We start from the raw sequence: 23239 nt of genomic DNA, 5'->3' as shown, positions 1-23239 counted from the left end.
ATGGGACGCCTGTCAAGGAGTCACCCATGCATGCACCTGCCACCGCCCCGCCCACGCTGCGCCCCTATCAGCAGGAGGCGGTGCGCCGCGTGGTCGCGCACTTTCGCGGCTCGGACGACCCCGCCGTGGTGGTGCTGCCCACCGGCAGTGGCAAGTCCCTGGTAATTGCCGAGCTGGCGCGCCTGGCCCGGGGCCGGGTGCTGGTGCTGGCCCACGTGCGTGAGCTGGTGGAGCAGAATCACGCCAAGTACCAGGCCTACGGGCTTGCGGCGGACATCTTCAGCGCCGGCCTGGGTCGCAAGGAAGCGAGCCGCCAGGTGGTGTTCGGCTCGGTGCAGTCGGTGGTGCGGGGCCTCGGGCGCTTCGCCTCCCCGGTCGATGGCCAGGGAGCCTTTACCCTGCTGGTGATCGACGAGTGCCACCGGGTCTCACCGGCCGAAGATGCCAGCTATCGCCGGGTCATCGAGGCGCTGCGTCGTGCCAACCCGCGCCTCAAGGTGCTGGGGCTCACCGCCACCCCCTATCGGCTCGGCCAGGGCTTCATCTACCACCGCCACCACCACGGCATGGTGCGCGGCGACGAGTCCTGCTTCTTTCGGGACTGCGTCTTCGAACAGCCCCTGCGGCTGATGGTGAAGCAGGGCTATCTGGCCGAACCGCGGCGCATCGATGCGGCGGTGGAGCGCTACGACTTCTCGGCGCTATTCTCCACTTCAGGGCCGGGGTCGAGCGGCCTCTTCCGGGAGGAGGAGCTCAATCGGGTGGCGGCGGGCAACCGCGCCACGCCGGGCATCATCGCCGAGGTGGTGGAGCGCGCCCGGGACCGCCAGGGGGTGATGCTCTTCGCGGCAAGCGTGGCCCACGCCGAGGAGATCCTCGGCTACCTGCCCGCCGCCGAGGCGGCGCTGGTCACCGGTGAGACCCCCTCCGTCGAGCGCGAGCGACTCATCGCCGCCTTCAAGGCCCGCGAGCTCAAGTATCTGGTCAACGTGGCGGTGCTGACCACCGGCTTCGACGCCCCTCATGTGGACCTGATCGCCATCCTGCGTCCCACCGAGTCGGTGAGTCTCTACCAGCAGATCGTCGGCCGCGGCCTGCGCCTCTCGCCGGGCAAGCGCGACTGCCTGGTCCTCGACTACGCCGGCAACCCCTGGGACCTCTATGCGCCGGAGGTGGGCTCCCCCAAGCCCGACGCCGACAGCGAGCCGGTGCAGGTCCCGTGCCCCGCCTGCGGCCACGCCAACCTCTTCTGGGGCAAGCGCGACGGCGAGCTGATGATCGAGCACTTCGGCCGCCGCTGTCAGGGGTTGGTCGAGGACGAGTCAGGCAAGCGCCAGCAGTGCGACTTTCGCTTTCGTTTTAAGACGTGCGGCGACTGCGGTGCCGAGAACGATATCGCCGCCCGGCGCTGTCACGGCTGCCAGACCCTGCTGGTGGATGCCGACGACAAGCTCAAGGCGGCGCTGCGCCTGCGCGACGCTCGGGTGCTGCGGGTGGCAGGCATGCAGCTTGCGGCCACCGTCAACGGCCGCGGGCTACCGAGGCTCAAGGTCACCTACCACGACGAGGATGGCACGACGCTGGCCGAGTGGTTCGCCCTGGAGACTCCGGCCCAGCGGGGCGCCTTCGCCGCGGCCTTCCTGCGCGACCATCTGCGGGCTCCGGGCGTGCCGTGGCGGCCCACCACGCCGGAGGAGGTGGTGGCCGAACGCCGCCGCCTGCGCCATCCGGATTTCGTGGTGGGGCGCAAGGTGGGCCGCCACTGGCAGGTGCGCGAGAAGCTCTTCGACTATGTCGGGCGCTATCGCAAGGCAGAGACGGCGGGGTAGGCGCAGCGGGGCGCCGTCCGGGAGCGGTGGGCCATAAAGGCTGCTAAGGTGGGGACGTAAGCGGCTTGCCTACGACGCTGTGCACGAGGGACTGATGCTGCCGGAGAGCTTCTTTTCAAGCCTGTTGGAGCGCGTTGACGATGTGGTCTGGGCCGTTGGCTGTCCCGATCTTCAGCTCGAGTACCTCAACCCGGCGGCCGCGGTGATTTTCGGGCGCCCGGTTCGGGCCTTCGAGGAGGACCCTGACCTGTGGCTGACCATCGTGCACCCGGATGACCGCGAGGCTGTTGCCGCCTCCCATGATCACCTGCTGCAGGAGGGCGAGGTCGAGCGCCGCTACCGCATCCTGAGGCCCGGCGGCGAAACGGTCTGGATATATGATCGCGCCTGGCTGATGCGGGACTCGGATGGCCAGCCGCTGCGCCTGTTCGGTATTGCCCGGGAGGTGACGTCGGAGATGCTCGAGCGTCAGCGTCTGAACAGCACGCTGCAGCTGCATCGGCGCTTTCTCGAGAGCGCCCTGGATCCGATCTTCGTGGTCAAGGTCGAGTCGGACGATACCTTTGTGTTTCGCTACAACAACCCGGCTCATCGTCAGCAGACCGGCATCTCACTCGAGATGATACGCCACCAGACGCCCGATGCTCTGCTGGATAAGGCCCAGGCGGCGGCGGTCAAGGCGCACTACCGCGAGTGTGTTCAGCTTAAGCGACCCATTCAGTACGAGGAGCGCCTGGCGCTGCCGGCCGGCGAACGTGACTGGCAGACCCAGCTGGTGCCGGTGGAGGACAGCGCCGGCAGGGTGGTCGAGCTGGTGGGCGTCGCCCGCGATATTACCCCCCTGAAGCAGGCCGAGCGACAAAGTCGCGATGCCTTCGAAGCGCTGGACCAGCTGGGGCAGCAGCTGCCCGGTTTCATCTACCAGTATCTGCTTTCGCCCAGCGGAGAGGGGCGGTTCCTCTACGCGAGCCGCCGCAGTATCGCGATCTACGGGGCGACCCCCGACGAACTGGCGCGAAGCGATACGGCGGCCTTCAACGTGATTCACCCCGACGACCGGGAGAGTGTAAGGGCCGCGGTCGAGGTGTCGGCCGCCACCCTGAGTCACTGGCACTGTGAATACCGGGTGCGCCATCCTCGCGGACACGAACTCTGGGCCGAGGGGCTGGCCACGCCGGAGCGTCTCGAAGGCGGCAGCGTTCTGTGGCACGGCTATATCGCCGACGTGTCGGAGCGCAAGCGTCTGCAGCTGGAGCTCGAGGCCAGCGAGGCGCGCTTTCGGCGACTGGCAACCGTGGATATGCTGACGGGGGCGCCGAATCGGCGCTACTTTATCGACTGCCTGGAAGATGAGCTGGCGCGCATGAAGCGCCACGGTGGCAAGGCCTGCCTGGTGATGTTCGATGCCGACCACTTCAAGCGCATCAACGACACTTTTGGCCATGCTGCCGGTGACCAGGTGCTCAAGGCGCTAGTGCATGTCGGCGAGCAGTGGCTTCGTGGCTCTGATGTGCTGGGGCGGCTGGGTGGGGAAGAGTTCGCTATCCTGATGCCCGAGACCGACTATCAGGGGGCTCTGGCGCTTTCCGAGCGCTTTCGGCGCGCCGTGGCGGATCTGCTGGTTGATGCTGGGGAGAGGGTAGTCCAGGTGACCGTCAGTCTGGGGGTCGTGGCCCTGCGGGCACAGGACTCCCCCGACAGCGCCCTGGAGCGTGCCGATCGAATGCTCTACCGCGCCAAGGCGCTCGGTCGCAACCGCACCTGTGGTGAGCGTGACAGGGCGTCCGAGTAACGGGGCCTGTCTGAGTCGCTGTCAACTTGCTAGACTGGCCCGTTGATCCTGCGTCCCCAGAGAGGCACGCCGCGTGAGCGTCACCCCCGATACCGCCAGCCCCGAGCAGACCGCCGTTGCGGCCCAGCAGGCCGCGGTGCTCGGAAGACTGTTCGACGAGCCGATCACCGAGCTGCCGGAGGATCTCTATATCCCGCCGGAGGCGCTGCGGGTCTTCCTGGAGGCCTTCGAGGGGCCCCTGGACCTCCTGCTCTACCTGATCCGCCGCCAGAACCTGGATATCCTGGCCATCGACGTGGCCGCCATCACCCACCAGTACATCGAGTATGTGGAGCTGATGAAGGCCATGGAGATCGAGCTGGCCGGCGAGTACCTGCTGATGGCGGCGATGCTGGCCGAGATCAAGTCGCGGACCCTGCTGCCGCGGCCGCCTAAGGAGGGGGGCGATGATGAGGAAGAGGACCCGCGAGCCGAGCTGATCCGCCGCCTGCAGGAGTACGAGCGCCTCAAGCGCGCGGCCGAGTCCCTGGGTGAGCTGCCGCGGCTGGGGCGTGACTGGTTCCCCGCCCGGGCCGCCCTGCCGCCCCTGGAGACCCGGGTGGTTCATCCCGAGGTGGAGCTCGATGAGCTCCTCGGCGCCCTGGCCGGCATCCTGCGCCGCGCCGAACTGGCCCAGTCCCACCAGATCAGCCGCGAGGTGCTCTCGACCCGGGAGCGCATGCTGGCGATCATGGAGCGACTCACCCATGAGGGGTTCACCCCCTTCGAGGCGCTCTTCACGCTGGAGGAGGGGCGGGCGGGGGTGATCGTCACCTTCATGGCGATCCTCGAGCTCGCCAAGGAGGCGATGATCGAGATCGTGCAGAACGCCCCTCTGTCGCCGATCCACGTGCGCGCCCGGGCGCCGGTGGAGGCGGGCGCGCGGGATGACCTGGAGGTGGAAGGCGAGAGCGCCTTCGCGGACGATGACGAGGGAGGGCGGCCATGACCGCCATGGAGTACCCCGAGGCCCTGGACGAGATCCTCGAGGCGGCGCTGCTGGCCGCCGGCGAGCCGCTCTCCCTGGAGCGCCTGGAGGGGCTGTTCGACGACCATGAGCGGCCGCCCAGGCGGGCCCTGCGCGAGGCCCTGGAGCGCCTCGGCATCCGCCACGAGCGCGGCGCCATGGAGCTGCTGGAGACCGCCTCGGGCTACCAGCTGCGCATTCGCCCGCGGCTCTCGCCCTGGGTCTCGCGGCTGTGGGACGAGCGCCCCCAGCGCTACTCCCGGGCGCTGCTCGAGACCCTGGCGCTGATCGCCTACCGTCAGCCGGTGACCCGGGGCGATATCGAGGAGGTGCGCGGCGTCACGGTGAGCGGCTCGATCATGCGGACCCTGCTGGAGCGTGGCTGGGTCCGCGTGGTGGGCCATCGCGACGTGCCGGGGCGCCCGGCGGTCTATGCCACCACCCGCGGCTTCCTCGACGACTTCGGCCTGAAGACCCTGGACGAGCTGCCGCCGATGCACGAGCTCAAGGCCTTCGAGGAGCCGGGGCTGAGGGGAGGGCTCGAGGAAGAGGGCCCGCCGCCGGCCCAGCATGACCTGCTGGCCCAGGCCGATGCGCCCCTCGACGAGGAGCGGATGGCGCCGGAGGAGGACGAGCAGAGAGATCAGGAGGCACCGGCTGTGGCCGATGCCGCCGACACGACGGCCGGGAGGGCCGACGATGACCACGCCGGGACGGCGTCAGAGCGGTCAGGGCTGAGCTTCGCCGAACTGGAGGCTCGCCTGGCCGAACGTGCCCGGAGCCGCGTCGACGATGACGCTGCCCCGGGGGCGGAATCCACACCCCATGAGAATGATGACCGATGAGCACGACCAGCGAAAAACTGCAGAAGGTCCTGGCCCGCGCCGGGCTGGGCTCCCGCCGCGAGATGGAGGCCGCCATCGCCGATGGGCGGGTCCGGGTCAACGGCGAGGTGGCGACCCTGGGCGACCGCATCGAGATGCGCGACAAGGTGACCTTCGACAACCGTCCGGTGACCCTGCGCGGCGCCGAGGAGGTGCCCCGGCGGGTGATCATGTACAACAAGCCCGAGGGCGAGCTGTGCACCCGCAAGGACCCCGAGGGGCGGCGCACCGTCTTCGAACGCCTGCCGCGGCTCAAGGGCGAGCGCTGGATCGCCATCGGCCGCCTCGATATCAACACCAGCGGCCTCTTGCTGTTTACCACCGACGGTGAGCTGGCCAACCGCCTGATGCACCCCTCCACCGAGGTGGAGCGCGAATACGCGGTGCGGGTGATGGGCGAAGTGACCCGCGAGAACATCGTGGCCATGGTCGAGGGGGTGATGCTCGATGATGGCCCGGCGCGCTTTACCGACGTCCAGGAGTTCGGCGGGGAGGGGATCAACACCTGGTTCCACGTGGTCATCATGGAGGGGCGTAACCGCGAGGTGCGCCGCCTGTGGGAGTCCCAGGGGCTTACCGTCAGCCGCCTCAAGCGGGTGCGCTACGGCAATATCTTCCTCGACAAGCGGGCCAGGGCGGGGGAGTGGACCGAGCTGACCCAGGACGAGGTCGACGACCTCGCCGAGCTGGCCGGGCTACCGGCCCGCAAGGTGCCGGACCTGACCCCGGACGAGAAGAACCGCTGGAGCCGCGACAAGCACAAGCGCAAGCCGGTGCAGGCCATGCGCAAGCCCAAGCCCAGGGGCCGCGGCTGAGAGGCGCTGCGACAAAAGGCAAAAAAGTGCTTGCCAGGCGAGGGGTAGATCAGTAATATCTGCCCCCGTTCGGAAGGGTCGTTAGCTCAGTTGGTAGAGCAGTTGGCTTTTAACCAATTGGTCGTAGGTTCGAATCCTACACGACCCACCATCCGGGCCTGCAAGGCTTGTTCGCAAGCTCGGGTCGTTAGCTCAGTTGGTAGAGCAGTTGGCTTTTAACCAATTGGTCGTAGGTTCGAATCCTACACGACCCACCAGATTCCGCGCCCCGGCCTCCCAGAGGTCGGGGCGTTCTGCTTTATGGCCATGAGTCGGCCGGTGCCAGAACGAGCCGGCAGGGTGAGTGTCCAAGGGTCTGTGCGACCGATTTCTCGGCCGGCGCTGGTCAAGGCACCGGCATTCTGGTCTAGAATGGTAGCCTGCCGACGGAGGCGAGAGACGCCTCGGGCACCAGGCGCATCGTCCGCGCGGAGCGCGCGAGCCGCGATGCACCCGATCATGCAGGGGGAGCCCCTGCCAGTCACAGTGGTAGACACGATGACGATCATGACTTCCCGTGCCGAGGTGCGCAGTCACCTGGCCCGTACCTACTGCCCCACCCGGATTCCCGCCGAGGACGAGGCGCGCGTCGAGGAGATCAAGCGGCTCCTCGAGGCCAACAACGCCGTCCTGGTGGCCCACTACTACACCGACGATGCCATCCAGCAGCTCGCCGAAGAGAGCGGCGGCTGCGTGGCCGACTCCCTGGAGATGGCCCGCTTCGGCGCCCGCCATCCGGCCGAGACCCTGGTGGTGGCCGGGGTGCGCTTCATGGGCGAGACCGCCAAGATCCTCTCCCCGGAGAAGCGCGTGCTGATGCCCACCCTGGAAGCGACCTGCTCCCTGGACCTGGGCTGCCCGGCCGATGAGTTCGCCGCCTTCTGCGACCAGCATCCGGACCGCACCGTGGTGGTCTACGCCAATACCTCGGCGGCGGTGAAGGCCCGCGCCGACTGGGTGGTGACCTCCTCCATCGCCGTCGAGGTGATCGAGCACCTCCAGGCCCGCGGCGAGAAGATCCTCTGGGCCCCGGACAAGCACCTGGGCGGCTATATCCAGAAGAAGACCGGTGCCGACATGCTGCTCTGGGACGGCGCCTGCATCGTTCACGAGGAGTTCAAGGCCAAGGGGGTCGAGGAGCTCAAGGCGCTCTATCCGGAGGCTGCGGTGCTGGTGCATCCGGAGTCGCCGGCCTCGGTGGTGGAGCTGGCCGACGTGGCGGGCTCTACCTCCCAGCTGATCAAGGCCGCCCAGACGCTGCCCAATGACAAGCTGATCGTGGCCACCGACCGCGGCATCTTCTTCAAGATGCAGCAGGTGGTCCCCGAGAAGACCCTCTTCGAGGCCCCCACCGCCGGCAATGGCGCCACCTGCAGGAGCTGCGCCCACTGCCCCTGGATGGCCATGAATGCCCTGGACAACCTGGCCGATGCCCTGCGCCAAGGCAGCGGCGAGATCCATGTCGATGATGCCCTGCGTCAGGCCGCCCTCAAGCCCTTGGAGCGGATGCTCAATTTCCAGGCATAAGGTTCGAGGGGCGAGGTTCGAGGAGCGTTCTGATCAGAACTTCTCCAGCGTCTCCCGATAGCCGATAAACGCCTCGCGGCGCTGCTCGATGCGAGCGGTGGCCGAGGCGTCCCCCTCCTGCTCGGCGACCCGTCGTGCCACCTCCAGCTGTCGAATCCCCTCGCTGACCCGGCCGCTGAGCTGCAGCTGCTCGGCCCGGGCCAGATGCCCCCAGGCCTCGCGTCCGCTGCGTCCGGCGGCCTGGGCCAGCAGGGTGAAGACCTGAGGGTCCTCGGGGCGCCGCTCGGCGAGCTCCCGAAGCACCCGCCACGCCTCGTCGGGATCGCGCTGCAGCAGCGCCTCGCCCAGCGTCAGGGTAGCCGGCAGATAGCCCGGCATCAGCCGCAGCAGCCGCCGGCTGCGTTCGATGGCGTCGTCATAGCGGCCGGCGTCATAGGCCATCTGGGCGGCGGAGGCGGGCAGCAGCCCCAGGTCGGGCTCCTGGCGCGCCAGGGCATCGAGGGCCGAGAGGGCGGCGTCGGTATTGCCCCGGCGCGCCTCCACCAGGGCGTCCAGGTAGCGCCTGGCGGCCTCGGGGACGTCATCCTGGGCGAGGCGGGTGACCGCCTGCTGGGGGTCGCGCTCGTGGATGGTCAGCAGGGCCCGGGCGCGCACCAGATGGTACTGGAGCGCATCGCGGCGGATGCTGCTCGTCGACAGCTGGCCGGCGCGGTCCTCGGCGTCGCTGATGCGCGATTCGGTCAGCGGGTGGGTGAGCAGGAACTCCGGTGGGTTGCCGCCCTGCAGGCTGGCCATGCGCTGCATGGCCCGGAACATGCGCACCATGGCCTCGGGGTCGTAGCCCGCCTGGGCCATGGCCTGGAGGCCGATACGGTCGGCCTCCTGCTCGAAGCGCCGCGAGTAGGCCAGCCGATCCTGGATGAAGGCCGCCTGGGAGCCCATGGCCACGCCGATGCCGGCGTCACCGCCGCCGGCGGCGGCGATCAGCATGCCGGCCAGCATGGCGGCCATGGCCGGCACCTGGGTCTGCTCGGCGCGGGCCTGGCCCCGGGCGTAGTGGCGCTGGGAGAGGTGGCCGAGCTCGTGGGCCAGCACCGAGACCAGGGCGGCCTCCTCCTCGGCGAAGGCAAACAGGCCGGCGTTCACCCCGATGATGCCCCCCGGCACGGCAAAGGCGTTGAGCTGACGGCTGTCGACCAGGGTGACCAGCGTCTGGCTGCCGCCCAGGCCGCTGTGGGGCAGCAGGCCGGCGATCAGCGACTCCACATAGTACTGGGCGATGGGGTCCTGCCACTGAGGCGCCCGGGCCCGGAACTGCCGCAGCCAGGCGCGCCCCAGGCGGAACTCCTCGCCGCTGGCGGCCTGGCTGTCGCTGCTGGCGAGACTCGGCAGGCCGGCGGCGCTGTCCCACTGGGGCTGGGTCCACTGGGCGCCGGCGGGCAGCGCCAGCGCCAGGCACAGGATGCCGACGGCGAGTCGGAAAGGGCGGCGCGGCATGCTCGGTTCTCCTGTGGCGGGGCGGGGTGGCCACGCTCTGACATTGATTCGCTCGGGAAAGTGCCTTTAAATCCCAAGGACCTTCTTGCCGCAGCGCAGTGCGCGCCGGCGGCCACACGCCCTATTCTTCCGGGAGATTACATGGCTCTGCAACCCGACGACCGGCTGGATGTGCGCGGCCTGCCCTGTCCGCTGCCGCTGCTCAAGGCCAAGCAGGCGCTGGCGCGGCTGGCACCGGGCCAGCTGCTCGAGGTGATGGCCACCGACGCGGGCTCCTGGCACGACTTCGAGACCTTCATCAGCCAGAGTCCGCACGAGATGCCGGCTCGCGAGGAGCGCGGCGACGTCTACCACTACTGGATCCGCAAGGGCGGGGAGAGCGCGCCATGACCCTGCGCTCCGTCTTCAAGAGCTGGATCGACCACTACTTCTCCGATGAGGAGGCGGTGATCCTGCTGGTGGTGCTGGTGCTCGGCTTCGCCGCGGTCATCCTCTTCGGCCGCATGCTGGCCCCCTTCCTGACCGCCCTGGTCATCGCCTTCCTGCTCCAGGGCGCGGTGAGCTGGCTGGAGCGGCGCCATATGCCGCACCTGCTGGCGGTCACCCTGGTGTTCCTGGGCTTCATCGGCATGCTGCTGACGCTGGCCTTTATCCTGATGCCGCTGATCTGGAACCAGCTGGTGGGGCTGGTGCAGGAGACGCCGCGGATGTTTGCCAGCGGCCAGCAGCTCCTCGACGATCTCCAGGAGCGCTATCCCCACCTGATCACTCCGGACCAGATCCAGAACTGGATCGCCGTGGCCGGTCGCGAAATGACCCAGTTCGGGCAGCGCGCCCTGACCCTGTCGCTGGCGTCGCTTGGCAATGTGCTGTCGCTGATCATCTACCTGGTGCTGGTGCCGATTCTGGTCTTCTTCCTGCTCAAGGATCGCGAGACCCTGGTGGGCTTCACCCTGTCGCTGCTGCCCCAGAAGCGTACCCTGATGACCCGCATCTGGCACGAGATGGACGATCAGATCGCCAACTATGTGCGCGGCAAGTTTATCGAGATCATTATCGTCGGCACCGTCTCCTTCCTGACCTTCGCCTTCTTCGGCCTGCCCTACTCGGCGCTGCTGGCGGTGCTGGTGGGCTTCTCGGTGCTGGTGCCCTATATCGGCGCGGCGGTGGCGACCCTGCCGGTGGCGGCGGTGGCGGGCTTCCATTTCGGCATGACCAGCGAGTTCGCCTACGTGCTGATCGCCTACGGCATCATCCAGGCACTTGATGGCAACGTGCTGGTGCCGATTCTCTTCTCCGAGGCGGTCAACCTGCATCCGGTGTCGATCATCGTGGCGGTGCTCTTCTTCGGGGGGATCTGGGGCTTCTGGGGGATCTTCTTCGCCATCCCCCTGGCGACCCTGCTCAAGGCGCTGGTCTACGCCTGGCCGCGGGGCATCCAGCAGCACAAGCGCGAGGAGGCCGCCGAGGCCCTGGCCGAGAAGTGAGGTCGGCCGAGCCGACGGGGCCCGCCGGGCCCCGTTCTCCAGCTCCTCTCAGGCGTCGTTCGGGGTGCCGTCATGCAGCGCCTGGGCCGCCTCCAGCACCTCCTGGGCGTGGCCCGGCACCTTGACCCCGCGCCACTCCCGGGCGAGCCTGCCCTCGGCGTCGATCAGGAAGGTGCTGCGCTCGATGCCCAGGTGCTCCTTGCCGTACATCTTCTTGAGCTTGATGACGTCGAAGAGGCCGCACACCGTCTCGTCCTTGTCGGAGATCAGCGCGAAGTTGAAGGCCTGCTTGGCCTTGAAGTTCTCCTGGGCGCGGATGCCGTCCCGGGAGACGCCCAGAATCACGGTGTTGGCGGCATCGAAGGCCGTCTTGAGGTCGCGGAAGTCGCCCCCTTCGGTGGTGCACCCCGGGGTGCTGGCCTTGGGGTAGAAGTAGACCACCACCTGCCGGCCCTTGAGCTCGGAGAGCGTCACGGTGGTGTCGCCGGTAGCGGTAGCGGTGAAGTCGGGAACCGGCTGGCCGATGCTGAGGGTCATGGGAATCTCCTGCGGGTGGGTTGGGGAGTCGATTACACGCAAGCGCCGCGGCGCTGTCAAAGTGGCGCGCCTCGCTGTACAGGCTCCCGCCGCCTGAGTACCATTTGACCCTTGATGCGGGCCGTGGGCCCAGCCCCCTGCCGACCCGGTGGCCACCGGGTCGAGGCGCAGCCGTTGAATCGAGAGGATAGAGAGGATGATCACGGGAAGCATCGTCGCCCTGGCGACGCCGATGAAGACCAATGGCGACATCGACTGGGAGGCGCTGCGTCGGCTGGTGAACTTCCACCTCGACAACGGTACCGATGGCATCGTCGCCGCCGGCACCACCGGCGAGCCCACCACCATGTCCTTTGCCGAGCACTTCGACGTGATTCGCGCCGTGGTGGAAGAGGTAGACGGCCGGATTCCGGTGATCGCCGGTACCGGCGCCAACGCCACCTCCGAGGCGGTGGAGCTGGCGCGCTATGCCAGCGAGGTGGGGGCCGACTACTGCCTGTCGGTCTGCCCCTACTACAACAAGCCGACCCAGGAGGGGCTCTACCGCCACTTCAAGGCGGTGGCCGAGGGCAGCAAGCTGCCGGTGATCCTCTACAACGTGCCCGGCCGGACCTGCTCGGATCTCTACAACGAGACGGTGCTGCGCCTGGCCGAGGTGGACAACATCATCGGCCTCAAGGACGCCACCGGCAACCTGGAGCGCGCCGAAGACCTGATTGCACGGCTCAAGGGCAGCGACTTCATGCTCTACTCCGGCGATGACGGTACCGCCTGCGACTTCATGCTGATGGGCGGCCACGGCGATATCTCGGTGACCGCCAACGTGGCCCCCAGGGCCATGCACGACCTCTGTGCCGCGGCGGTGGCCGGCGATACCGACCGCGCCCATCAGCTCAACACCCGCCTGATGCCGCTGCACACCAACCTGGGGATCGAGTCCAACCCGATTCCGGTCAAGTGGGCGCTCTATCGCATGGGGCTGATCGAGCCGGGCATCCGTTTGCCGCTCACCTGGCTCTCGGAGAAGTACCACTCCACGATCAGCGAGGCCCTGCAGCTGGCCGGCGTGATCGAGGAGTGATCCTCGCCGTGCCGGACCATTGCCGTGGCGGAACCTGGAGAACTGGATGCAAGGTGGACGCATGAACTCTGCGCTGAAATGGCTGCCGCTGGTAGCGGCCCTCGCTCTGGCGGGCTGTGCCCGCGACAGCGGCTACTACCACGACCGCAACGTCGACTACGCCGAGGCGCGTACCGCCCCGGCCCTGACCCTGCCCGAGACCCGGGACCCGCAGCGCTACCGCGATGCCATGCCGGTGCCCCAGGCGGCCGGTGATTTCCAGGCCCCCGACGGTCGCTTCCGGGCACCGAGCCCCCAGGCCCTGGGCGCCGGTCGCGCGGTGGAGCGCGACTTCGTCGAGCGTCGTGCCATCGGCCAGGACGCCTGGCTGGTGGTGGGCGCCGACCCGGGCAGCGTCTGGCCCCAGCTCGAGGATTTCGCCCGCAGCCGCGGCCTTGGCGTCATGGCCAGCGACTCCTCCCGTGGAGTGATCGAGACCCAGCAGGCGCGCTTGAGCGTGCGCCAGGGGTTGCGCGCCGGCGACAGCGAGGTGCGCTGCGACCAGAACGGCAGTCCGGTAGGCGCCTGCCTGGACGCCCTGGAACAGCACTTCGGGGCGCGCAGCGCCACCGCCAGCGCCTCGTCGCTGGCCGCCCAGCGCCTGGCCGGCGAGGCGCGCCTGAGCCTGACCCAGCGCGGCGACGAGTGGCTGGTGGAGATTCCGTTGGACATCGACCGCACCTGGGCCGAGCTCGACCACCAGCTGCGCCAGGACTTCACCGTGGAGGAGCGCCGCGAGCTGCTGGAGAGCGACCCGGCGGGCCGCGCCTTTCTGATCAGCTACATGACGGTGACCGAGCGCAACCGCAATCCGCTGCAGGTCGTCTTCAGCGCCGACGTGCGCCAGATGCATCAGCAGGTCCGCCTGGTACTGGAGTCCGAGGGCCCCCGTCAGACCGTGCTGCGCGCCGAGAACGCCAGCGAGCGCGGCTTCAGCCCCGAGGATCAGCGCGAGCTGCTCGAGCGGGTGGCGGGCCTGCTGCGCTGATGACGGCAGGGCAGGCGGCGGGGAGGCTGCGGTTTGCCTCCCTGGGCAGCGGCAGCAAGGGCAACGCGACCCTGGTCAGCGACGGCGAGACCTGCCTGCTGGTGGACTGCGGCTTCGGCCTGCGCGAGGCGGAGCGTCGCCTGGCCGACCTCGGCCTGCATCCTCGCCAGCTCGACGGCCTGCTGGTGACCCACGAGCACGGCGACCATATTCGCGGGGTGGGTCCCCTGGCGCGCCGCCATGGCATCCCGGTGTGGCTGACCCCCGGCACCTGGGCCTCGGGCCGCCTGGGCGAGCTGCCGGATCGCCGCTGGATCACTCCCCAGCGGCGCTTTGCCGTGAAGGGGCTCACCATCGACCCGGTCACCGTGCCTCACGACGCCCGGGAGCCGGTGCAGTTCCGCGTTCGCGGGGGAGAGCGCAGCCTCGGGATCCTCACCGACCTGGGGCACCCCACCGCGCACGTGGCCGAGGCCTTCGCCGGCTGCGACGCCCTGGTGCTGGAGTGCAACCATGACCTGCAGATGCTCGCCGAGGGCCCCTATCCGCCGCGGCTCAAGCGCCGGGTAGGCGGCGACTGGGGGCACCTGGCCAACGGCCAGGCGGCCGCCCTGCTGCCGCGCCTGGGGCTCGACCGCCTGCAGCGCATCGTCTGTGCCCATCTGTCGGAGCACAACAACCGCCCCGAGCTGGCCCTGGAGACCCTGGTGCCCCTGCTCGACGGCGACGATTCACGGCTCGACGTCTCCTGCCAGGAGGCGGGCCTGGCGTGGCAGGCCATTGCCTGACCCGATCAACCCTTATCTCTCCCAAGCCTCCGGAGGCTTTCATGGAAAAGCGTCAAGAACTCTACGCCGGCAAGGCCAAGTCGGTCTTCGCCACCGACGACCCGGACCTGCTGGTCCTTCACTTTCGCGATGACACCAGCGCCTTCGACGGCGAGCGCATGGAGTCCCTGGCGCGCAAGGGCATGGTCAACAACTGCTTCAACGCCTTCATCATGGAGAAGCTGGCGGCGGCCGGAGTGCCCACCCACTTCGTCAAGCGCCTCTCCGCCGAGGAGAGCCTGGTGAAGCGCCTCGAGATGATCCCGGTGGAGTGCGTGGTACGCAATATCGCCGCCGGCGGCCTGGTCAAGCGCCTGGGCGTCAGCGAGGGGGAGGCCCTGACTCCGCCCACCTTCGAGCTGTTCCTGAAGAACGACGCCCTGCACGACCCCATGATCAACGAGTCCCTGGCCGAGACCTTCGGCTGGGCCACCCCCGAGCAGCTCGCCGAGATGAAGGCGCTCACCTTCAGGGTCAACGAGGTGCTCAAGGCGCTGTTCGCCGACGGCGGCCTGCTGCTGGTGGACTACAAGCTGGAGTTCGGCCTCTTCAAGGGCGAGATCGTGCTGGGCGACGAGTTCTCCCCGGACGGCTGCCGGCTGTGGGACGCCGAGACCCGGGAGAAGCTCGACAAGGACCGCTTCCGCCAGGGGCTGGGCGGCGTCATCGAGGCCTACGAGGAGGTCGGCCGCCGCATCGGCGTCACCTTCGACTGAGGCCGCTGCCTCTGGTGTCTCGGGAAGGGCCCTGCGGGGCCCTTCTTGCGTGGGGCGCTCGTACAGGAGCGGTTCAGGCGGGAACGATATCGACCACGGCCAGGCGTGTGCCGTCCTCGGTTGCCTCGGCGCGAAAGCGCACGTCCACATCGCGCAGGCGCACGCCATAGGTGCGACTCTCGGCGCCTTTCCGGTAGGCGGGGCGGGGGTCCTGGGCCAGCACCTGAACGATCAGCTCGCGCAGGCTGGCACCCTCGGGACGCTTGGCCAGGGCCGCGGCGGCCTCGTCGTTGAACACCACCGCCAGCTGCGGCGGGGCCTCGGGGGCGAAGCCGGCGCGGGCCTCGGGGCGAGACTCCGCCCAGGGCAGGTAGGGTTTGATATCGAGCACCGGGGTGCCACTCACCAGGTCGGCGCCGGCGAGCACCAGGTGCACCCCGCGGCGGGTGTCGATCTCGATGAGCTCCACCAGGGAGAGCCCCAGGCGGTTGGGCCTGTGGGTGCTGCGGCTGGCGAAGACGCCGACCCTGGCGTTGCCGCCCAGCCGCGGCGGGCGCACCAGGGGCGTCCAGCGCTCCGGGCTCTGGTGGAAGACGAAGGTGAGCCAGAGATGGCTGAAGGCCTCCAGGCCGCGCACCGCCAGGGGGTCGTCGTAGGGCGGGGTCAGTACCAGCCGCGCCCGGGCCGCCGGCGCCAGGCCAGGCTGGCGGGGAATGCCGAACTTGTCGGGGTAGTCGCTCTCGATGATGCCGATCGGCGACAGCGTGAAGGCGTCGGGGAGAAGGTGTTCGCTCATGGCCGGATTATGCCCGCCGCAAGACCCGGCGGCGAGGGGATTGGCGCTCGGGGCCGGCTTGTGTAGTCTCCCTGCAACAGTCAGGTTTCGACAGGATTGCCATGAGCCAGATCGCCAGTGCCTCCTCTGCCGCAGCGCCCCCGCCCCGGGGACCGCGCATCTGCTATCGCCAGGCCCTTTCCCGTGACGCGGCCGACCAGGCCGAGGTCTTCCACCATGCGGTGATGCAGGGCGCCAGCGCCCACTACAGCGTCGCCGAGCGCGAGGCCTGGGTGGCGGCGCTGCCCCGAGACGCCAGCGCCTGGGCGGCCCGTCAGGCGCTCTTTACCACCCTGGTGGCCGCCTGCGACGGGCGCTGCGTGGGCTTTCTCGAGCTGGACCTCTCCCGGGGGCGCATCGAGACCCTCTACGTCTGGCCGTCGCTGGCGCGCCGCGGTATCGGCTCGACCCTGCTGGTCCACGCCGAGCGCCTGCTGCTCGAGCAGGGCCAGGCTCGCGTGGATATCGAGGCGAGCCTGGTACTGGCGGAGCACCTGGTCCGGCGGGGCTGGCGCGAGATCGGCGTGGAGTGGGTGGAGCGCGGCGGCGAGCGGCTCTGCCGCAAGCGCCTCGAGAAGCCCCTGGGGCTGGTCGAGACCTGAGCCCGCCGCTCGCCCGGGTCAGCTCCCCTGGGCGACGATGCGCATGGAGAGGTCCACGGCCTTGACGTCCTTGGTCAGGGCGCCGCTGGAGATGCAGTCGACGCCGGTCTCGGCGATGGCGCGCAGGGTGCCCTCGTCGACGTTGCCGGAGGCCTCCAGGGTCGCCCGCCCGGCGGTCCGCCGCACCGCTTCGCGCATCTCCTCGAGGCTGAAGTTGTCGAGCATGATGATATCGGCGCCCGCCGCCAGGGCCTGCTCCAGCTCGTCGAAGGTCTCCACCTCCACCTCCACCGGCGCCTTCGGGGCGATCTGGCGCGCCTCGCCTATCGCTGCCGCGATCCCGCCGCAGGCGGCGATATGATTCTCCTTGATCAGGAAGGCGTCCCACAGGCCGATGCGGTGGTTGTGACCGCCGCCGCAGGTGACCGCGTACTTCTGGGCCAGGCGCATCCCCGGCAGGGTCTTGCGGGTATCCAGCAGGCGCACGCCGGTGCCCGCGATCAGGTCCACGCAGTGGCGGGTGCGGGTCGCGGTGGCGGAGAGGGTCTGCAGCAGGTTGAGCGCCGCACGCTCGCCGGTCAGCAGGCTGCGGGCCGAGCCCTCGAGCTCCAGAAAGGCCTGGCCGGCCTCGAGGCGGTCGCCGTCGGCGGCGCTCCAGCTCAGGGTCACGCCGGGATCGAGCTGGGCGAAGAGGGCCTCGACCCAGGCCAGGCCGCACAGCACGCAGGCCTCTCGGGTGATCACCCGGGCCCGGGCCCGGGCGTCGGCCGGAATCAGTCGGGCGGTGATGTCGCCGTCGCCGATATCTTCCGCCAGCAGGCGGGCCGCGGCGCTGCGGATCTCTTCGTCGAGCTTCTGGCGGTAGGGCAGGGCGTCCTGATGGTCCATGGGGGCACTCGCGGGGTCGGGCCGGCGCGGGGTGGCCGGGATGATCGGGGCCGTCCATTATAGGGAATCCATCGGGATCACGTCAGGGGAGGGACCCATGCCGATCGAACAGGGGTGGCTCGCGGGTGCGCGCCGCCAGCCGTCGCCCAACTGCGACGAGCGCCCGGCAGGCGAGGTGTCGCTGCTGGTGCTGCACTCCATCAGCCTGCCGCCGGGGCAGTTCGGCGGCGAGCATATCGAGCGGCTCTTTACCAACTGCCTGGACCCCGATGCCCACCCCTTCTTCGCCGAGATCGCCCATCTGCGGGTCTCGGCCCATCTGCTGATTCGTCGCGACGGCGAGTGCGTGCAGTTCGTGCCCTTCCAGCGCCGCGCCTGGCACGCCGGCCGCTCCCGCTGGCGCGACGGCGAGCGCGAGCGCACGGCCCTCAACGACTTCTCCATCGGCATCGAGCTCGAGGGCGACGAGGTGAGCCCCTACACCCTGGCCCAGTACCGCGCCCTGGCCGAGGTGACCGCCGAGCTGCTGGCCGCCTGGCCGGCGCTGGACGAAAGCCGCATTACCAGCCACGCTCGAGTGGCGCCCCTGCGCAAGAGCGATCCCGGCCCGGCGTTCGACTGGGCCTTCTTTCGTCAGCAGCTGCGGGGGTGACGCATGAAAGGCTACGCACATTGGGAGGCGTTCAGGGTGAGGCGAGACGGCTTTCCAGGGGCGCCGGCATTCATACGGTAGTTTGGCTACAAGGTGCTGTTTCTCCATGCCTCCAGGCCGGCGTATCTGCCGTAATCCCTTGTGTTGCGTTGCAATATTCGTGTAGTGGAAAATATTTCCAATATGTCTTGAATTGGCAGGGAGCGCGCTTTACGGTATCTTCCTGTGAATCAACGGCAGATTGATCGCGTCGTCTTGTAAAACTACTACACAACCCCCGACATGCGGCGTGTATGCCTCTCCACAAGAGAAGGCTCCATGCTCCCTGCACTGCGGGGCACACGACACCCCATCGTCATTCGGAGAGACGTCATATGAGTCTGGATGCAAGAGAAGATCACGATCCGATCGAGACCACAGAGTGGCTGGAATCCCTCGAGTCGGTCCTGGATCGCGAGGGCGAGGAGCGCGCCCGGTTCCTGCTGACCCGCCTGGCGGATCGCCTGCGCCGCGACGGGACCCAGGCGCCCTTCTCGGCGACCACCCCGCACCGCAACACCATTCCGGTGCACCGCGAGGCGCCGATGCCGGGGGATCTCTTCATGGAGCGCAAGATCCGCTCCCTGATCCGCTACAACGCCATCGCCCAGGTCATCCGCAACAACCGCGCCAATCCGGGGCTGGGCGGTCATATCGCCAGCTTCATGTCGGCGGCGACCCTCTATGACGTCGGCTTCAACCACTTCTTCCGCGCCCCCAACGGCGACTTCGAAGGCGACCTGGTCTATATCCAGGGCCACGTGGCCCCGGGCATCTACGCCCGCGCCTACCTGGAGGGCCGTCTCACCGAGGAGCAGATGGACAAGTATCGCCAGGAGGTGGACGGCGACGGCCTGTCGTCCTATCCGCACCCCTGGCTGATGCCGGATTTCTGGCAGTTCCCCACCGTCTCCATGGGTCTCGGCCCCATCCAGGCCATCTACCAGGCCCACGTGATGAAGTACCTGCACTCCCGCGAGATGAAGGACATGCAGGACCGCAAGGTGTGGTGCTTCATGGGCGACGGCGAGTGCGACGAGCCCGAGTCCCTCGGCGCCATCCATCTGGCCAGCCGCGAGAAGCTCGACAACCTGATCTTCGTGGTCAACTGCAACCTGCAGCGCCTCGACGGTCCGGTGCGCGGCAACTCGCGGATCATGGACGAGCTGGAGGGCGTCTTCCGCGGCGCCGGCTGGAACGTCCTCAAGGTGGTCTGGGGTCGCCTCTGGGATCCGCTCTTCGAGAAGGACAAGAAGGGCGTCCTGCAGAAGATCATGGACGAGTCCGTGGATGGCGAGTACCAGAACTACAAGGCCAACGACGGCGGCTATACCCGCAAGCACTTCTTCGGCAAGTACCCCGAGACCGCCGAGATGGTCAAGGACATGTCCGACGAGGATATCTGGCGCCTGAACCGCGGCGGCCACGATCCCTTCAAGGTCTATGCGGCCTACCACCAGGCCACCCAGAACGCCAATGGCCGCCCCACCGTGATCCTGGCGCACACCGTCAAGGGCTACGGCATGGGCAGCGGCGATGGCGAGGCGGCCAACGAGGCGCACCAGGTCAAGAGCATGGAGCTCGAGGCGCTGAAGAAATTCCGCGACCGCTTCGGCATCCCGCTCACCGACGAGCAGCTCAAGGAGGTGCCCTACTACAAGCCGGAGGATGACTCCCCCGAGCTCAGGTACATGCACCTGCAGCGGGAGCGCCTGGGCGGCTACCTGCCCCAGCGGCGCAGCGACTTCCAGTCGCTGACGATTCCCGCCCTAGAGGACAAGACCTTCGCCTCCCAGCTCGGCGGCTCCAAGGGCCGCGAGGTCTCCACCACCATGGCCTTCGTGCGTATCCTCAACGGCCTGGTGAAGGACAAGGAGATCGGCAAGCAGGTGGTGCCCATCGTGCCCGACGAGGCGCGTACCTTCGGCATGGAGGGGATGTTCCGCCAGCTCGGCATCTACACCTCCGAAGGCCAGAAGTACGAGCCCCAGGACAAGGGCCAGATCATGTTCTACCGCGAGGACAAGAAGGGCCAGATCCTCGAGGAGGGCATCACCGAGGCCGGCGCTATGTCCGCCTGGATCGCGGCCGCCACCTCCTACAGCAACCACAATCTGCCGCTGCTGCCCTTCTACATCTACTACTCGATGTTCGGCTTCCAGCGCATCGGCGACCTGGCCTGGGCGGCCGGCGACCTGCAGGCCCGCGGCTTCCTGGTCGGCGGCACCGCCGGGCGCACCACCCTCAACGGCGAGGGCCTGCAGCACCAGGATGGCCACAGCCACCTGCAGGCGGCGATGATCCCCAACTGCCGCACCTACGATCCCACCTATGCCCATGAGGTGGCGGTGATCGTCCAGGACGGCCTGAAGCGCATGTTCGCCGACCGCGAGAACTGCTTCTACTACCTCACGGTCATGAACGAGAACTACGAGCACCCCGAGCTCGAGAGCGTGCCCGCCGAGGAGATCATCAAGGGCATGTACCTGTTGCGGGAGACCGAGGGCAAGAAGGGCCGTGTCCAGCTGCTGGGCTCCGGCACCATCCTGCGCGAGGTCGAGGCGGCCGCCGAGCTGCTGCGCGACGACTGGGGCGTGGGGGCCGACATCTGGAGCGTGACCAGCTTCAACGAGCTGCGCCGCGAGGCCCTGGCCCTGGACCGCGAGGCCTTCCTCGACCCCGAGGCGGAGCCGGGCAAGCCCCACATCACCCGCTGCCTGGAAGGGCGCGAGGGGCCGGCGATTGCTTCTACCGACTACATGCGCCTCTTTGCCGACCAGGTGCGTGCCTGGGTGCCCACCGACTACCACGTGCTCGGCACCGACGGCTACGGCCGCTCCGACACCCGGGAGAAGCTGCGCTACTTCTTCGAGGTGAACCGGCATTTCGTGACCGTGGCCGCACTCAAGGCGCTGGCCGAGCGCGGCGAGCTGGATCGCAAGGTGGTCGGCGAGGCCCTGAAGAAGTACGGCATCGACCCGTCCAAGCCCAACCCGCTGACCGACTGATCCGCCCAGCGGCGGGCCCCCGGGCCCGCCCATCAGGCACGAGTTTGAAGGAGCGCGACCTTGAGTAGCGAAATCATCAAAGTTCCCGACATCGGCGGCAGCGAGGATGTCGAAATCATCGAGATCGCGGTGTCCGAGGGCGACGTCATCGCCGCCGAAGATACCCTGATCACCCTGGAGTCCGACAAGGCCAGCATGGACGTGCCCGCGCCCAAGGGCGGCCGCGTGGTCAAGGTGCTGGTGAAGGAGGGCGACACCGTCTCCGAGGGCGACGACATCGTCGAGCTTGCGGTCGAGGGTGGCGGCGACGCCGAGCCGTCGGCCGACCAGGCCGAGGAAAAGGCCGAGCCGGCCCCCGAGAAGGCGCCCGATCCCGCCGCCGAGAAGCCCGCGGCCAAGGCCTCCGGTGGCGGCAAGCGCAGCGTGGAGATCAAGGTGCCCGACCTGGGTGGCGCCGAGAGCGTGGAGATCATCGAGGTGGTGGTGGCCGAGGGTGACGAGGTCGAGGAGGAGTCGACCCTGATCACCCTGGAGTCCGACAAGGCCTCCATGGACGTGCCCAGCCCCCACGCCGGCAAGCTGCTCTCCCTGACCGTCAAGGAGGGCGACAGCGTCTCCGAGGGCGATGTGATCGGCACCATGGAGATCGCCGGCGACGACGGTGACGAGGCGCCGGCCGAGCCGGCCACCGCCGAGCCCGAGTCCGGTGCCGCCGAGTCCGCGCCCGAAGCCGAGGAAGAGAGCGCCTCCGGCGAGCCGGAGCGTCGCGAGATCCGGGTGCCGGACCTCTCCGGTTCTTCCGACGTGCCGATCATCGAGATCGCCGTGGCCGTGGGCGACGAGGTCGACGAGGAGGATCCGCTGATCACCCTGGAGTCCGACAAGGCCTCCATGGACGTGCCCAGCCCCTTCAAGGGCAAGCTGCTCGAGCTCACCGTCAAGGAGGGCGACAGCGTCTCCGAGGGCGACCTGATCGGCTATATGGAGGTCGCCGGAGCGGCTCCGAAGCCCGCGGCGAAGGCTCCCGAGCAGAAGGCCGAGGCGCCCAGGGCCGAGAAGCCCGCGCCGGCCCCGGCGGGCACGCCGAGCCCCGAGGCCCAGATGGCCGCCCACAAGCCCCGTGACGGCAAGCTGGTCCACGCCGGTCCGGCGGTGCGCATGCTGGCCCGCGAGCTGGGCGTCGACCTCGGCCTGGTCAGGCCCAGTGGGCCGAAGGAGCGGGTGCTCAAGGAGGACGTCCACGCCTACGTCAAGCAGGTGATGGCCAGCCAGGGCAAGGCCCAGGCCGCGGCGCCGGCCGCCCAGGCGGGCTCCGGCATTCCGCCGATTCCGGATCAGGACTTCAGCCAGTTCGGCGAGGTGGAAGAGAAGCCCATGGGGCGCCTGATGAAGATGGGTGCCACCAACCTGCACCGCAGCTGGGTCAACCTGCCCCACGTCACCCAGTTCGATGAGGCGGACATCACCGAGCTGGAGGCCTTCCGCAAGTCCATGAAGGCCGAGGCGGAGGCCCAGGGCGCCAAGCTCACGCCGCTGCCCTTCCTGATCAAGGCGTGCGCCTTCGCCCTGCGCCAGTACCCGCAGTTCAACGTCAGCCTGAAGAGCGACGGCGAGACGCTGGTGCACAAGAAGTACGTGCATATCGGCATCGCCGTGGACACCCCGGACGGCCTGATGGTGCCGGTGATCCGCGATGCGGATAAGAAGTCGCTGATCGATCTGGCCAAGGAGTCCGTGGAGCTGGCCAAGAAGGCGCAGACCAAGAAGCTCAAGCGCGAGGAGATGACCGGCGGCTGCTTCACCATCTCGAGCCTGGGCTCCATCGGTGGCACCGCCTTCACGCCCATCGTCAACGCCCCGGAGGTGGCCATCCTCGGCGTCTCCAAGGCCTCGATGAAGCCGGTGTGGGACGGTGCGACCTTCCAGCCGCGGCTGATGATGCCGCTGTCGCTCTCCTACGACCACCGGGCGGTCAACGGCGCCGACGCGGCGCGCTTCACCGCTCTGCTGGGGCAGCTGCTCTCCGATATCCGTCGTCTGCTGCTGTAGGCGGCGGGCTCGGTTCGCGGTTTTCTCCGCATGCGACGGCGCCCCAGGGCGCCGTCGTCATTTCCTGCCGATCGGGGCGGCAAGACCAAAGTGCTATTCGGG

At 68.6% G+C, this 23239-nt stretch carries 20 protein-coding genes and 2 tRNA genes; 18 read left to right on the top strand and 4 right to left on the bottom strand.

What is annotated here, in order from left to right; genetic code table 11:
* The first annotated feature begins 26 nt into the window (after positions 1–26).
* From ACRYRV_RS05330 to nadA, 8 genes are all read left to right on the top strand, one after another.
* Complete coding sequence (locus ACRYRV_RS05330) at positions 27–1829, top strand: DEAD/DEAH box helicase (RefSeq protein WP_444985735.1); 1803 nt, start codon at positions 27–29, stop codon at positions 1827–1829.
* Positions 1830–1923: 94 nt separating this feature from the next.
* Positions 1924–3621, top strand: coding sequence for a sensor domain-containing diguanylate cyclase (locus tag ACRYRV_RS05325; RefSeq protein WP_444985736.1), 1698 nt, complete (start codon positions 1924–1926; stop codon positions 3619–3621).
* Between the two features lie 73 nt (positions 3622–3694).
* A complete protein-coding gene (locus ACRYRV_RS05320; protein WP_444985737.1) occupies positions 3695–4609 on the top strand; it encodes a segregation and condensation protein A in 915 nt (304 codons plus the stop codon).
* Complete coding sequence (scpB, locus tag ACRYRV_RS05315) at positions 4606–5472, top strand: SMC-Scp complex subunit ScpB (protein WP_444985738.1); 867 nt, start codon at positions 4606–4608, stop codon at positions 5470–5472. Before ACRYRV_RS05320 ends, scpB begins: the two co-directional genes overlap by 4 nt.
* A complete protein-coding gene (gene rluB / locus ACRYRV_RS05310) occupies positions 5469–6326 on the top strand; it encodes a 23S rRNA pseudouridine(2605) synthase RluB (RefSeq protein WP_253449229.1) in 858 nt (285 codons plus the stop codon). Before scpB ends, rluB begins: the two co-directional genes overlap by 4 nt.
* A 75-nt stretch (positions 6327–6401) precedes the next feature.
* Positions 6402–6477: transfer RNA gene (locus tag ACRYRV_RS05305), tRNA-Lys, on the top strand.
* A 30-nt stretch (positions 6478–6507) separates the two neighbouring features.
* A tRNA-Lys gene (locus tag ACRYRV_RS05300) sits at positions 6508–6583 on the top strand.
* Positions 6584–6863: 280 nt separating this feature from the next.
* Entirely contained in the window at positions 6864–7892 is a 1029-nt protein-coding gene (gene nadA, locus ACRYRV_RS05295; RefSeq protein ID WP_444985739.1) for a quinolinate synthase NadA, read from the top strand.
* Positions 7893–7925: 33 nt separating this feature from the next.
* On the opposite strand, the gene ACRYRV_RS05290 is transcribed toward nadA, so the two are convergent.
* Positions 7926–9389 carry a M48 family metalloprotease gene (locus ACRYRV_RS05290; protein ID WP_444985740.1) on the bottom strand — a complete coding sequence of 488 codons (1464 nt, stop codon included), beginning with the start codon at positions 9387–9389 and terminating at the stop codon, positions 7926–7928.
* Between the two features lie 141 nt (positions 9390–9530).
* On the opposite strand from ACRYRV_RS05290, the gene ACRYRV_RS05285 reads away from it, so the two are divergent.
* Entirely contained in the window at positions 9531–9779 is a 249-nt protein-coding gene (locus ACRYRV_RS05285) for a sulfurtransferase TusA family protein (protein WP_253449271.1), read from the top strand.
* Positions 9776–10876, top strand: a complete 1101-nt coding sequence (locus tag ACRYRV_RS05280) for an AI-2E family transporter (RefSeq protein WP_253449274.1) — start codon at positions 9776–9778, stop codon at positions 10874–10876. The genes ACRYRV_RS05285 and ACRYRV_RS05280 overlap by 4 nt, the downstream gene beginning before the upstream one ends.
* Positions 10877–10924: 48 nt before the next feature.
* Here ACRYRV_RS05280 and ACRYRV_RS05275 read toward each other — a convergent pair whose 3' ends face one another.
* Positions 10925–11413, bottom strand: coding sequence for a peroxiredoxin (locus tag ACRYRV_RS05275; RefSeq protein WP_444985741.1), 489 nt, complete (start codon positions 11411–11413; stop codon positions 10925–10927).
* Positions 11414–11609: 196 nt separating this feature from the next.
* On the opposite strand from ACRYRV_RS05275, the gene dapA reads away from it, so the two are divergent.
* The 4 genes from dapA (at position 11610) to purC (ending at position 15064) form a co-directional block, all read left to right on the top strand.
* A complete protein-coding gene (gene dapA / locus ACRYRV_RS05270) occupies positions 11610–12494 on the top strand; it encodes a 4-hydroxy-tetrahydrodipicolinate synthase (protein ID WP_253449280.1) in 885 nt (294 codons plus the stop codon).
* Positions 12495–12555: 61 nt separating this feature from the next.
* Entirely contained in the window at positions 12556–13521 is a 966-nt protein-coding gene (locus ACRYRV_RS05265; protein WP_444985742.1) for a lipoprotein, NlpB, read from the top strand.
* On the top strand, positions 13521–14309 hold the full coding sequence (locus ACRYRV_RS05260) for an MBL fold metallo-hydrolase (protein WP_253449286.1): 789 nt from the start codon (positions 13521–13523) through the stop codon (positions 14307–14309). Before ACRYRV_RS05265 ends, ACRYRV_RS05260 begins: the two co-directional genes overlap by 1 nt.
* 41 nt (positions 14310–14350) lie before the next feature.
* Entirely contained in the window at positions 14351–15064 is a 714-nt protein-coding gene (gene purC, locus ACRYRV_RS05255; RefSeq protein WP_253449289.1) for a phosphoribosylaminoimidazolesuccinocarboxamide synthase, read from the top strand.
* 73 nt (positions 15065–15137) lie between these two features.
* On the opposite strand, the gene tsaA is transcribed toward purC, so the two are convergent.
* Positions 15138–15860: a tRNA (N6-threonylcarbamoyladenosine(37)-N6)-methyltransferase TrmO gene (tsaA, locus tag ACRYRV_RS05250; protein WP_444985743.1), complete on the bottom strand. Its 723-nt coding sequence runs from the start codon at positions 15858–15860 to the stop codon at positions 15138–15140.
* A 101-nt stretch (positions 15861–15961) separates the two neighbouring features.
* On the opposite strand from tsaA, the gene ACRYRV_RS05245 reads away from it, so the two are divergent.
* Positions 15962–16501 carry a GNAT family N-acetyltransferase gene (locus ACRYRV_RS05245; protein ID WP_253449295.1) on the top strand — a complete coding sequence of 180 codons (540 nt, stop codon included), beginning with the start codon at positions 15962–15964 and terminating at the stop codon, positions 16499–16501.
* An 18-nt stretch (positions 16502–16519) separates the two neighbouring features.
* Here the strand turns inward: ACRYRV_RS05245 and nadC are convergent, their stop codons facing one another.
* The gene (nadC, locus tag ACRYRV_RS05240) at positions 16520–17389 is read right to left on the bottom strand and encodes a carboxylating nicotinate-nucleotide diphosphorylase (RefSeq protein WP_444985744.1); all 870 of its coding nucleotides are present in this window, start codon (positions 17387–17389) and stop codon (positions 16520–16522) included.
* Between the two features lie 97 nt (positions 17390–17486).
* Between nadC and ampD the strand changes: the two genes are divergently transcribed.
* The 3 genes from ampD to aceF all read left to right on the top strand — a co-directional run bounded on the left by ampD (position 17487) and on the right by aceF (position 23137).
* On the top strand, positions 17487–18041 hold the full coding sequence (ampD, locus tag ACRYRV_RS05235) for a 1,6-anhydro-N-acetylmuramyl-L-alanine amidase AmpD (protein WP_309637506.1): 555 nt from the start codon (positions 17487–17489) through the stop codon (positions 18039–18041).
* Between the two features lie 374 nt (positions 18042–18415).
* A complete protein-coding gene (gene aceE / locus ACRYRV_RS05230; protein ID WP_253449301.1) occupies positions 18416–21088 on the top strand; it encodes a pyruvate dehydrogenase (acetyl-transferring), homodimeric type in 2673 nt (890 codons plus the stop codon).
* A 60-nt stretch (positions 21089–21148) separates the two neighbouring features.
* Positions 21149–23137, top strand: a complete 1989-nt coding sequence (gene aceF / locus ACRYRV_RS05225) for a pyruvate dehydrogenase complex dihydrolipoyllysine-residue acetyltransferase (protein ID WP_444985745.1) — start codon at positions 21149–21151, stop codon at positions 23135–23137.
* Positions 23138–23239: the final 102 nt, after the last annotated feature.

Source organism: Halomonas mongoliensis, assembly GCF_052496345.1.
This window is presented reverse-complemented; position numbering and strand designations above follow the sequence as displayed.

Coding starts and splice junctions, on each gene's coding strand:
- nadC (WP_444985744.1), bottom strand. CDS start 17,389: ATGGACCATCAGGACGCCCTGCCCTACCGCCAGAAGCTCGACGAAGAG.
- ACRYRV_RS05325 (WP_444985736.1), top strand. CDS start 1,924: ATGCTGCCGGAGAGCTTCTTTTCAAGCCTGTTGGAGCGCGTTGACGAT.
- dapA (WP_253449280.1), top strand. CDS start 11,610: ATGATCACGGGAAGCATCGTCGCCCTGGCGACGCCGATGAAGACCAAT.
- ACRYRV_RS05280 (WP_253449274.1), top strand. CDS start 9,776: ATGACCCTGCGCTCCGTCTTCAAGAGCTGGATCGACCACTACTTCTCC.
- tsaA (WP_444985743.1), bottom strand. CDS start 15,860: ATGAGCGAACACCTTCTCCCCGACGCCTTCACGCTGTCGCCGATCGGC.
- ACRYRV_RS05275 (WP_444985741.1), bottom strand. CDS start 11,413: ATGACCCTCAGCATCGGCCAGCCGGTTCCCGACTTCACCGCTACCGCT.
- nadA (WP_444985739.1), top strand. CDS start 6,864: ATGACGATCATGACTTCCCGTGCCGAGGTGCGCAGTCACCTGGCCCGT.
- scpB (WP_444985738.1), top strand. CDS start 4,606: ATGACCGCCATGGAGTACCCCGAGGCCCTGGACGAGATCCTCGAGGCG.
- purC (WP_253449289.1), top strand. CDS start 14,351: ATGGAAAAGCGTCAAGAACTCTACGCCGGCAAGGCCAAGTCGGTCTTC.
- ampD (WP_309637506.1), top strand. CDS start 17,487: ATGCCGATCGAACAGGGGTGGCTCGCGGGTGCGCGCCGCCAGCCGTCG.
- ACRYRV_RS05330 (WP_444985735.1), top strand. CDS start 27: ATGCATGCACCTGCCACCGCCCCGCCCACGCTGCGCCCCTATCAGCAG.
- ACRYRV_RS05245 (WP_253449295.1), top strand. CDS start 15,962: ATGAGCCAGATCGCCAGTGCCTCCTCTGCCGCAGCGCCCCCGCCCCGG.
- ACRYRV_RS05290 (WP_444985740.1), bottom strand. CDS start 9,389: ATGCCGCGCCGCCCTTTCCGACTCGCCGTCGGCATCCTGTGCCTGGCG.
- ACRYRV_RS05285 (WP_253449271.1), top strand. CDS start 9,531: ATGGCTCTGCAACCCGACGACCGGCTGGATGTGCGCGGCCTGCCCTGT.
- ACRYRV_RS05260 (WP_253449286.1), top strand. CDS start 13,521: ATGACGGCAGGGCAGGCGGCGGGGAGGCTGCGGTTTGCCTCCCTGGGC.
- rluB (WP_253449229.1), top strand. CDS start 5,469: ATGAGCACGACCAGCGAAAAACTGCAGAAGGTCCTGGCCCGCGCCGGG.
- ACRYRV_RS05265 (WP_444985742.1), top strand. CDS start 12,556: ATGAACTCTGCGCTGAAATGGCTGCCGCTGGTAGCGGCCCTCGCTCTG.
- aceE (WP_253449301.1), top strand. CDS start 18,416: ATGAGTCTGGATGCAAGAGAAGATCACGATCCGATCGAGACCACAGAG.